Origin of the sequence: Mycobacterium asiaticum (genome assembly GCF_001668675.1) — a bacterium.
GTDB lineage: Bacteria > Actinomycetota > Actinomycetes > Mycobacteriales > Mycobacteriaceae > Mycobacterium > Mycobacterium asiaticum_D.
In genome coordinates, this window is record NZ_LZKQ01000008.1 from 85,224 (window position 1) to 94,092 (window position 8,869).

Genomic DNA, 8,869 nt, shown 5'->3' on the forward strand with positions numbered 1-8,869 from the left:
GGGAGTGGGGCAAGCCCAGGCCCCCCGCCACACAGCCAACTGGCTATGTCGACTGCCGCGGTAACGTCGAGGAAAAAACCGAACCACGTCGATCGTCCGCCGATTCGGTGTCCTTGACTGGATGGCGAAACCACGAGGACGTTTGACCGCTCGCAAGGTCCAAGGCAATCCGTTATTCGAAAGTTCGATACGCATTGCAGCAGGTCGCGCAGGATCGACACCTGAGCGTCGTGGTCGAACCCCGGGTGCTTTCTCGTCGTACCGCAGCAGCAACCACGACACATGGTGACGGTAGGTCTGGACTGGTCCAACGCCACGTGTCAAGGCCTTCCGTCGTTGCTGTCAGCCCAGATCGCGTTCAGCATCGCGAGGGTGTCGACGGTCTCGGGGACGTCGTGCACGCGGATGACGTCCACTCCCGCCGACCATGCTGGGGCGATGACCGCCAGAGAACCCGCGAGGCGGTCGCCGACCTCTCGCCCAGTCAGCGCTTGCAGGAACGATTTTCGGCTGACCCCGAGCAGGACCGGGAAAGGGCCCCGGCACAACTCGGGCAGGTGGCGCAGGAGCCGTAGATTGTCGGCGGGGGATTTCCCGAAGCCGATGCCGGGATCGATCCACACCCGGGATGCGCCGCAGTCGGTCGCCGACCTCGCGCTGCCGGTGATGAACCTGGTGATATCGCCGCAGACATCGTCGTAGCGCGGGTAGACGCCGGCGACGACAGGCACCGTGTGCGAATGCATGCTGACGTAACCGACGCCGAGGCGGCCGGCGACCTCGTAGAGCTTGCCGGACACGTCGTTGACAATGCGAGCACCCGCTCCCACGGCGGCCTGAGCAACCTCAGCGTGCTGGGTGTCGACCGCGACGACACCGAACCGAACCAACTCGGCGACGACCGGGACGACGCGGTCGAGTTCCTCGGCCACCGAAACCGGGACAGCGTCGGGCCGGGTGGACTCACCACCGACGTCGACGGCCCACGCACCGTCGTCGAACATCTGCCGCCCCGCGCTCACCGCTCGTTCCAGTGTCGCGAATCTGCTTTTCGCCCAGAAGGAGTCGGGAGTTGCGTTCAGTATGCCCATCACGCGCAGCGGCGTGTTGCGGGACCGGCTCGAGTTCATGCTTGCGGCGACCAGTAATCAAGCATCGCGGCGAAGGTGTCGAACGCCGGCTTCGAGACACCGTAGGGCGCCTCGAAGTGCAGGCTCAGCGGATAACCCAATTCGGCGACACCATCGACCACTCGCTTGTACAGGTCGAGCAGCCGGCGGCCTTTGATATCGGGTTCGCTTGCGGCAAGGGCCCGCACGAACTCCTGCTCCGCAGCTACTGCCTTGTTGCCGGGATCTTGGATCAACCAATCGATCAGGCCGACCCTGCTTTCCAGCCTGGGTACAAAGCCGAAGGACAGCAGGATCTCCGGCCGGCGGTCGCTGCTTCGCGAGAACTGGGAGAGGAATCCGACGATCGCATCGGAATAGAGCAGCTGCGTCATCCCGAAGGTGGCGCCTTGATCGCATTTGAACTCGAAACGCCCCTGCTCACCGTCGCGTGTGGGAACCAGGATCACACCCCTGTTTTCGACCAGGCCGTCGAACTTCGACAGGGCGTCGGTGGGTGCGATACCCCCGCCCTCCCCGTCTTTCATCGAGCGGGGGACACCGACGAAGACGATGCCATCGAACCCCGCTTCGCCCAGACCGGTGAGCCGGCTGCGCAGTGCCGATTCGTTGAGGAACGAGGTGACCTGGGTGCACAGCCCTTGTACGCCGGGAAGTTCCGGATGGATGATCGACCAGAAGTCCCCGACGTCCAATTTGGGTTTCATCTCGATTGGCCGGTCGTCGTCCTCCGGGATCATCCCGGGGATCATGACGTGACCGATGCGGCCCGCGATGTCGGCTTCAGTGGACAGCTTCAGGAGCTTGTGTGCCTCCTCGCGAGCGTGCTCGACCCCCCGGTCGATATTGGGTGGGACTAGTTCCAGCGCGATGGTGTGCAAGGGCACCAGGCACCTCCGATTTCGTTTGGGTGGACACGTTGCGCCTCCGAACTGTTGGGGCGCAACGTGTCACGTGATCAGGCGGTGGCGCGGACCTGCTTGGCAGCCTCGACCATGTTGCGCAGCGCGGCCTCGACCTCATCGGTCTTGCGGGTCTTCAGACCGCAGTCCGGGTTGACCCAGAGACGATCGGGGGCGACGGCCGACAACGCGGCGCGTAACCCCTCGGCGATTTCGCTGGTGTCGGGCACCCGGGGCGAGTGGATGTCGTAGACACCGGGCCCGATGCTGTTGGCGAATCCCGCGGCCGTCAGATCGCCGACGATCTCCATGTGTGAGCGTGCAGCCTCCACCGAGGTCACATCGGCATCCAGGTCGGCGATCGCTCCGATCACCTCACCGAACTCCGAGTAGCACAGGTGCGTGTGGATCTGGGTCGAGTCCGAGACACCCGACGTCGCCAATCGGAACGCGGACACCGCCCAGCGCAGGTAGGCGTCTTTGTCCTTGCGGCGCAACGGAAGCAGCTCACGCAATGCCGGCTCGTCCACCTGGATGATGGCGATACCGGCGGCTTCCAGATCCACCGTCTCATCCCGGATCGCCAGTGCCACCTGATTGGCAGATTGCGCCAACGGCTGATCGTCGCGGACGAACGACCACGCCAGGATGGTGACCGGACCGGTCAACATGCCCTTCACCGGTTTGCCCGTCAGCGATTGGGCGTAGGTTGCCCAGTCGACCGTCATCGGCTTGGGCCGGGCGACATCGCCGTACAGGATGGGGGGCCGAACGCACCGGGTGCCGTACGACTGCACCCAGCCGTTGGCCGTGGCGAAGAAGCCGGCGAGTTGTTCAGCGAAGTACTGCACCATGTCGTTGCGTTCCGGCTCGCCGTGCACCAGCACGTCGATGCCGAGCCGCTCCTGCAGCCGAATCACCGACGCGATCTCGGCCTTCATCCGGTTGGTGTACTCGGTCTCGTCGATCTCGCCGGCCACCAATGCCGCACGGGCTTTGCGGATCTCGACGGTCTGCGGGTACGACCCGATGGTCGTGGTCGGCAGCGCGGGAAGGTTGAGCCGCGCGTCCTGGCTTGTGCGGCGGTCCGCGGCGGGGCCACGGCGCTGGCCGGATGTCACGATGGATGCCAGCCGGTCCCGGACCTCGCTGTTGTGCAGGCGCACGTCGGATTTGCGCGACGCTACCGCGGCATTGGACGCCGCCACCTCACCGGCAATCGCCTCCCGGCCGTGCGTGAGACCGTTGGCCAGAGCCACGACCTCAGTCACCTTCTCGAAACCGAAGGCCAGCCAACTCCGCAGGACCGCATCGATATCCGGTTCCGCATCGAGCGTGTAGGGGACATGCAGCGTCGAGCACGATGTCGACACCGCTAGCCGACCCGCCGAGCCGAGCAGCGATGCCAACTTCCCGAGCGCGGCCTGGAGGTCGGTGCGCCAAATGTTGCGCCCATCAACGATGCCGGCGACCACCGTCTTACTGGCCAATTCCGGCACGGAGGCAACCGCGGAGGCCGAGCCGGCAACCAGGTCGACGCCGATCGCCTCAACCGGAGTTGCGGCCAGCGCCGGCAACGCGTCGGCGAGTTCGCCGAAATAGGTCGCCACGAAGACGGCTGGGCGGTGCGACAGGTCGCCGAGGACGCCGTAGGCGTGCCGGGCGAGATCGGCGGCATTGTCGAGCACGTCGGTGGCCAGTATCGGCTCGTCTATCTGCACCCACTCAGCGCCGTGGTTCGCCAACGTCGCGAGCAGAGTCGCGTACACCGCGATGAGTTCGTCCAACCGACCGATCGGCTGCCCGGCTCCGTCCACCGCCTTCGACAGCGCTAGAAACGTGATGGGCCCGATGATGACGGGACGGGCCGCGATGCCGAGTCCCCGCGCTTCCTCCAACTCGGTGACGACCTTCGCCGGATTAAGCGCAAACTGCGTCGCCGGACCGATCTCCGGGACGATGTAGTGGTAGTTGGTGTCGAACCACTTGGTCATTTCCAGCGGCGCGATCTCTGCGGTGCCGCGCGCGGCCGCAAAGTAGCGGTCCAGCTCGTCGCCGACCGCGTCATACCGGGCGGGCACGGCGCCAAGCAGCACCGCGGTGTCCAACATCTGGTCGTAGTAGGAGAACGTGTTGACCGGGATATTGTCCAGGCCCGCCGCGGCCAGTTGGTCCCAGGTTTGTTTGCGCAGGTCGGCGGCGACGGACTCGAGCTGGGTCTTGTCGATCCTTCCGGCCCAATATCCTTCGATGGCACGTTTGAGTTCGCGGTTGGGACCGATACGTGGAGATCCCAATATTGTTGCGGTGAATGGCGAAACGGTACGAGACACGGACAGCGTCCTTCTGATGCGACGGGATGCTCATCGCCCTAGGACGTCTGCCATTGCGGTCGGGTGACCGCTGGATGACCTCCGCCCATTCCACGAGGCGATGCGCCGCTGGGCGCGGCGCACCCAGCACGACTGGCAGGTCTTCGGACTCGCAGGCACGCACCGGATTGGTGCACCTAATGGCCGTCGCTTCCCGGTCGTGATGACCAGTGCCGTTGACGGCGGTCGTTCCTGCATACCGCTGCGGGACAGTCCCGGATTCTCACCGGGTTCCCTCTCACGTCACACCTGACCCAGCGTGTGACGTTCGATGTGATGACCACGAGGCCACCACAGACCAGTTGCGCTGCTGAGGATACTCTGCGGTTCAATACCGCAGTAGCGATGCCGAATCTTTGGGAATCTCGGAGGCGCGCGCGGGAGGCTGGACACCAGCATTGACGAGGCGCCCTGGGACGACTCGCAGCTGTGACCTGGGGAGCCGATGTCCAGGATCGCTGGCCGGCACCACTCCGGCGCTACACTGCGCCGGTGACGACCCAACGGACCCGGCGTCGGTCGAGGGGCGATTACGCGTTGTTCGTCGTGCTGGTCGGGCCGAATCTGGCGCTGCTGATGCTGTTCATCTACCGGCCGCTGGCCGACAACATCCGGCTGTCGTTCTTCGACTGGAACATCTCGGACCCGCGGGCCGAGTTCGTCGGCTTCTCCAACTACGCGGAGTGGTTCACCCGCACCGACACGCGGCAGATTGTGCTGAACACGACGATCTTCACCGTCGCGGCGGTGGTCGGTTCGATGGTTTTGGGGCTCGCGCTGGCCATGCTGCTGGACCAGCCGCTGCGCGGGCGAAACCTGGTGCGGTCCACGGTGTTTGCGCCGTTTGTGATCTCCGGCGCGGCAATCGGTCTGGCCGCCCAGTTCGTCTTCGACCCGCATTTCGGGCTGGTGCAGGATCTGCTGCGCCGCCTCGGGGCGGGTGTGCCGGACTTCTACCAGGACGCGCGCTGGGCGATGTTCATGATCGTCGTCACCTATGTCTGGAAGAACCTCGGCTACACCTTCGTCATCTATCTCGCGGCGCTGCAGGGCGTACGCCGAGACCTGTTGGAAGCGGCCGAGATCGACGGCGCGCGCCGGTGGACCACGTTTCGCCGAGTGCTGCTGCCGCAACTGCGTCCGACGACGTTCTTTCTGTCGATCACCGTGCTGATCAACTCGTTGCAGGTGTTCGACGTCATCAATGTGATGACGCGGGGCGGGCCGGAGGGCACCGGCACCACCACCATGGTGTACCAGGTCTATCTGGAAACCTTCCGGAACTTTCGCGCCGGCTACGGCGCCACCGTCGCCACCATCATGTTCCTGGTGCTGCTGGCGATCACCTACTACCAGGTGCGGGTGATGGACCGGGGTCAGCGCCAATGAGGTCCGCGCGCCTGGCCCGCGTGTTCGGCTACCTGGCAATGCTGCTGGTGGTGGCGCTCGTCGCCGGGCCGCTGACATTCGTCTTCTTCACCTCGTTCAAGCAGCAGCCCGACATCTACTCCCAGCCCACCACCTGGTGGCCGCCGCACTGGCATCCGCAGAATTATCGGACTGCCACCCAACAGATTCCGTTCTGGACCTTCCTGCGCAACTCGGTGATTCTCACCTCGGCGCTGGCGTTGGTGAAGTTCGTCCTCGGCGTGCTCAGCGCGTTCGGGCTGGTGTTCATCCGGTTCCCGGGCCGTAACGCGGTGTTCCTGTTGATCATTGCCGCGCTGATGGTGCCCAACCAGATCACGGTGATCTCCAACTACGCGTTGATATCCCAACTGGGCCTGCGCAACACCTTCCCGGGCATCATCCTGCCGCTGGCCGGCGTCGCATTCGGAACCTTCCTGATGCGAAACCATTTCCTGTCGTTGCCCGCCGAGGTCATCGAAGCCGCCCGGATGGACGGCGCGCGGTGGTGGCAGCTGCTGCTGCGCGTCGTGCTGCCGATGTCCGGGCCCACCATGGTGGCGTTCGGACTCATCACCGTGGTCAACGAATGGAACGAATACCTCTGGCCGTTCCTGATGGCCGACGACGAATCGGTGGCGCCGCTGCCGGTGGGCCTCACGTTTCTGCAACAGGCCGAGGGAGTGACCAACTGGGGTCCGGTGATGGCGGTGACACTGCTGGCAATGCTGCCGATCCTGCTCATCTTCATTGCGCTGCAACGACAGATGATCAAGGGACTCACCTCCGGCGCGGTCAAGGGTTAGCCGTGGATACCGTGAACCGCAGGCAGTTGCTCGCGCTGATCGGCGCGGCGGGAATGACCGCCGGCTGCGCGGGAATGGGCGGCAGCGGTGGGGTCAAGTCCGGAAACGGGCCGATGACCTTCTGGTCGAATCACCCCGGTATGTCGACCGCGGTGGAAAAAGAGCTGATCGGCCGCTTCCAGGCGCAGTTTCCCGGCCTGCAGGTCAAGTTGATCGATGCCGGCAAGGACTACGACGAGGTGGCGCAGAAATTCAACGCCGCGCTGATCGGCACCGATGTGCCCGATGTTGTTGTGCTGGATGACATCTGGTGGTTTCATTTCGCCCTGAGCGGTGTTCTCGCGCCACTCGACGAGTTGATGCGCGAAGTGGGCGTGGACACACCCGACTATGTGGACTCGTTGCTGGCCGACTACGAGTTCGACGGCCAACACTATGCACTGCCGTATGCGCGTTCGACGCCGCTGTTCTACTACAACAAGGTCGTGTGGGAACGCGCCGGCCTACCGGATCGCGGACCGGTCTGTTGGCAGGAGTTCGCGGACTGGGGTCCGCGGCTGCAGCGGGTGGTCGGTGGCCGGAACTGGGCGCACGGCTGGGCGAACTCCGAAGCCATCTCCTGGACGTTCGAAGGACCGAATTGGGCGTTCGGAGGCGCATATTCGGACAAGTGGGACCTGAAGTTCACCGACCCGGCGACCATTGCGGCCGGCAACTTCTTCCGCGACTCCATCCATGGCGGCAGGTATGCCGTGGTCGCCAACAATGTTGCCAACGAGTTCGCCACCGGCATTTTGGCTTCCGCGGTGGCGTCGACGGGCGCGCTGGTCGGCATCACCGCCGCGGCCAGATTCGACTTCGGGGTGGCGCCGCTGCCGACCGGCCCCGGCGGGGCGCCCGCGTGCCCGACCGGCGGGGCAGGGCTGGCCATCCCGACCAAGTTGTCCGACGAGCGAAAGATCAACGCGCTGAAGTTCATCGCCTTTCTCACCAACCCGCAGTCCACCGTCTACTTCAGCCAGCGCACCGGCTACCTCGCCGTGCGCAAGTCTGCGGTCAACGACCCGAGTGAGCAGCGGTATCTCACCGAAAGCCCCAATGCCCGAGTCGCTTTCGATCAGCTCGCGCATACCCGCCCGCAGGACTATGCCCGTGTCTTCCTACCCGGCGCCGAGCGCGTCATCGCGTCCGGACTGGAGTCCATCGGGCTGAAGGGATCCGACGTCAGTGCGACATTCAGCGACATGAACAAGCAGCTGCAGGTCATCTACGACCGTCAGATCAAGCGCAAGCTCGCGGGTTTCCGCCATGGCTGAGGTTCGCTACCGCGCGGTCAGCCATCGCTACCCCGGCGCGCAGGGGCTGGCGGTGGACAACCTGGACCTCGAGATCGCGGACGGCGAGTTTCTGGTCCTGGTCGGGCCTTCCGGTTGCGGCAAGTCCACCACCCTGCGGATGCTGGCGGGACTGGAAACCGTTGAGAGCGGGCGCATCACAATCGGGGACGTGGACGTCACCGATCTGCCGCCGCGGGCCCGCGACGTGGCGATGGTGTTTCAGAACTATGCGCTGTACCCGAACATGACGGTGGCCGCCAACATGGGATTCGCGCTGCGCAATGCCGGCATGTCGCGCGCCGACACGCGCCGGCGTGTCCAGGAAGTCGCCGCGATGCTGGAATTGACTGAGCTGCTGGACCGTAAGCCCGCCAAGTTGTCCGGCGGGCAACGCCAGCGGGTGGCGATGGGACGTGCGATCGTGCGCCGGCCGCAGGTGTTCTGCATGGACGAGCCGCTGTCGAATCTGGACGCCAAGCTGCGGGTCAGCACCCGCTCGCAGATCTCCGGGCTGCAACGTCAGCTCGGCACCACTACCGTCTACGTCACCCACGACCAGGTCGAGGCGATGACGATGGGCGACCGAGTCGCCGTGCTCAAAGATGGTGTGCTGCAACAGGTCGACACCCCTCGCGCCCTCTACGACAATCCGGTCAACACCTTCGTCGCCACGTTCATCGGGGCCCCGTCGATGAACCTCATCGACGCCGCGGTGGCCGACGGTGTGGTGCGCTCGCCTGACTTGAGGATCCCGGTGCCCCGAGGGACCGCCGAGCGGGTGCTGGTCGGTATCCGGCCGGAGTCCTGGGACGTGGTGCCGACCGGTGCGGCGGGTTCGCTGACGGTGCGCGTCGAACTCGTCGAGGAACTCGGCTTCGAATCGTTCGTCTACGCGACGCCGGTCGGGCGGGAGGG

At 65.0% G+C, this 8,869-nt stretch carries 7 protein-coding genes and 1 riboswitch; of the genes, 4 read left to right on the plus strand and 3 right to left on the minus strand.

Annotation, left to right across the window (positions count from 1 at the left end):
* Positions 1–320: 320 nt before the first annotated feature.
* From folP to metE, 3 genes are all read right to left on the minus strand, one after another.
* Positions 321–1,130 (minus strand): dihydropteroate synthase, encoded by an 810-nt coding sequence (gene folP, locus A9X01_RS00645; RefSeq protein ID WP_065118819.1) that lies wholly within the window; start codon positions 1,128–1,130, stop codon positions 321–323.
* Positions 1,127–2,017, minus strand: coding sequence for a mycobacterial-type methylenetetrahydrofolate reductase (locus A9X01_RS00650; protein WP_065118820.1), 891 nt, complete (start codon positions 2,015–2,017; stop codon positions 1,127–1,129). The genes folP and A9X01_RS00650 overlap by 4 nt, the downstream gene beginning before the upstream one ends.
* 71 nt (positions 2,018–2,088) lie before the next feature.
* The gene (gene metE / locus A9X01_RS00655; protein WP_155771847.1) at positions 2,089–4,371 is read right to left on the minus strand and encodes a 5-methyltetrahydropteroyltriglutamate--homocysteine S-methyltransferase; all 2,283 of its coding nucleotides are present in this window, start codon (positions 4,369–4,371) and stop codon (positions 2,089–2,091) included.
* 111 nt (positions 4,372–4,482) lie between these two features.
* A riboswitch (cobalamin riboswitch) is annotated at positions 4,483–4,677 on the minus strand.
* Between the two features lie 219 nt (positions 4,678–4,896).
* On the opposite strand from metE, the gene A9X01_RS00660 reads away from it, so the two are divergent.
* From A9X01_RS00660 to A9X01_RS00675, 4 genes are all read left to right on the plus strand, one after another.
* Positions 4,897–5,793 carry a carbohydrate ABC transporter permease gene (locus A9X01_RS00660; RefSeq protein ID WP_065118831.1) on the plus strand — a complete coding sequence of 299 codons (897 nt, stop codon included), beginning with the start codon at positions 4,897–4,899 and terminating at the stop codon, positions 5,791–5,793.
* Positions 5,790–6,617, plus strand: coding sequence for a carbohydrate ABC transporter permease (locus A9X01_RS00665; RefSeq protein ID WP_065118822.1), 828 nt, complete (start codon positions 5,790–5,792; stop codon positions 6,615–6,617). Before A9X01_RS00660 ends, A9X01_RS00665 begins: the two co-directional genes overlap by 4 nt.
* Before the next feature lie 2 nt (positions 6,618–6,619).
* Entirely contained in the window at positions 6,620–7,933 is a 1,314-nt protein-coding gene (locus A9X01_RS00670; RefSeq protein WP_065118823.1) for an ABC transporter substrate-binding protein, read from the plus strand.
* Positions 7,926–8,869, plus strand: a 944-nt coding sequence (locus A9X01_RS00675; RefSeq protein WP_065118824.1) for an ABC transporter ATP-binding protein, incomplete at its 3' end; no start/stop codon positions are given. The genes A9X01_RS00670 and A9X01_RS00675, both read left to right, overlap by 8 nt.

Excerpts from the sequence above, each read along its gene's own strand:
- folP (WP_065118819.1), bottom strand. The coding sequence starts at position 1,130 with ATGAACTCGAGCCGGTCCCGCAACACGCCGCTGCGCGTGATGGGCATA.
- A9X01_RS00665 (WP_065118822.1), top strand. The coding sequence starts at position 5,790 with ATGAGGTCCGCGCGCCTGGCCCGCGTGTTCGGCTACCTGGCAATGCTG.